At 65.5% G+C, this 1,512-nt stretch carries 1 protein-coding gene; it reads left to right on the top strand.

Annotated features, from left to right (window positions below):
- A partial coding sequence (locus tag WBQ44_RS19125) for a condensation domain-containing protein (RefSeq protein ID WP_495568249.1) occupies positions 1–1,512 on the top strand: 1,512 nt, incomplete at both ends.

Below are 1,512 nucleotides of genomic sequence, written 5' to 3' on the forward strand. Positions count from 1 at the left end.
GGCTTCGATGTGACACGCGAAGTGCCCGTACGGCTCAGGCTCCTGGAGGTATCCGGAACCGAGCACGTGCTCGTGGTGGTGGCGCATCACATTGCCGCAGACGGCTTCTCGATGGTGCCGCTCACCCGTGATGTCGTGACGGCCTACGCAGCGCGCAGTGACGGTCGAACTCCCGGCTGGGCGCCGCTCGAAGTGCAGTACGCCGACTTCTCCCTGTGGCAGAGGTCGGTTCTCGGCTCAGAAAACGACCCGGAATCACTGATCTCTGCGCAGGAAACCTTCTGGAAAACAACCCTGGCCGATCTCCCGGACCAGCTGGATCTGCCGTCGGACCGCAGACGTCCCGCAGTGGCGACCGGGCGCGGCGCCACGACACGCACGCTCGTCGACGGCGCGGTGCGCAGGCGGATCGAGAAGGTCGCGGCCGATCACAGCGCCACTCCGTTCATGGTCGTCCACGCGGCCCTGTCCGTACTTCTCGCCCGCCTGTCCGGCACGGACGACATACCCGTCGGAACCCCGGTCGCGGGCCGCGGCGAACAGGTACTCGACGACCTCGTCGGCATGTTCGTCAACACGCTGGTCCTGCGGACGAAGGTGCGCGCCGGCCAAGATTTTACCGATCTGCTCCGATCGGTACGACGCATCGATCTCGACGCGTTCGGTAGCGCCGACGTTCCGTTCGAACGGCTGGTGGAGGTGCTCGATCCTGCACGGTCCAGGTCGCGTCACCCGCTGTTCCAGGTACTGCTGGTGTTCCAGAACCTCGGCGACACGACTCTCGAACTCCCCGGCCTGACGGTGTCGGGTGTCGACTTCGACACCGCGGTGGCCAAGATGGACCTTCAGGTGACGGTGTCGGACCACGACAGCAACTCGGGTTCCGGCTGGGCACTCGACTTCACCTACGCCACCGACCTGTTCGACGCGAACACCGTGGACATCATGGCGAACCGATTGCTGACGGTATTGGACGCCGTCGGCACCGACCCGTCCTGCATGGTCGGCGATATCGAACTGGTCGAGCCGAGCGAACGCTCGCGGGTTCTGACGGAGTGGAACGACACCACCCACGACGTCGCCGACCGCCTTCTCCTCGACGCCTTCCATCGCACCGCGACGCGCACGCCCGAGTCGGTCGCCCTGACGTTCGAGGACGAGAGGCTTACCTACGGTGAATTCGCTTCGCGCGTAGCGCAGTTGGCCCGTGAGCTGATAAATCACGGGGTCGGGCCCGAACAACTCGTCGCGGTTGCGATGCGCCGATCGCTCGACATGCTCGTCGCGCTCTACGCTGTGATCGAAGCCGGCGGTGGCTACGTGCCGATCGATCCGGACCAGCCTGCCGACCGCAACACCTACATCCTCGACACGTCCGCCGCGTCCATCGTGCTCACCACCTCCCGCGACGATGTCGACGCCGGCGGAAGAGAAGTTCTGATTGTCGACACGCTCGACCTGTCGGGGTACGACAGGTCGCCGGTCGTCGACGCAGAGCGCACCCAGCCGCTC

The sequence above is a fragment of the Rhodococcus sp. (in: high G+C Gram-positive bacteria) genome (assembly GCF_049591685.1).
Lineage (GTDB): Bacteria > Actinomycetota > Actinomycetes > Mycobacteriales > Mycobacteriaceae > Rhodococcoides.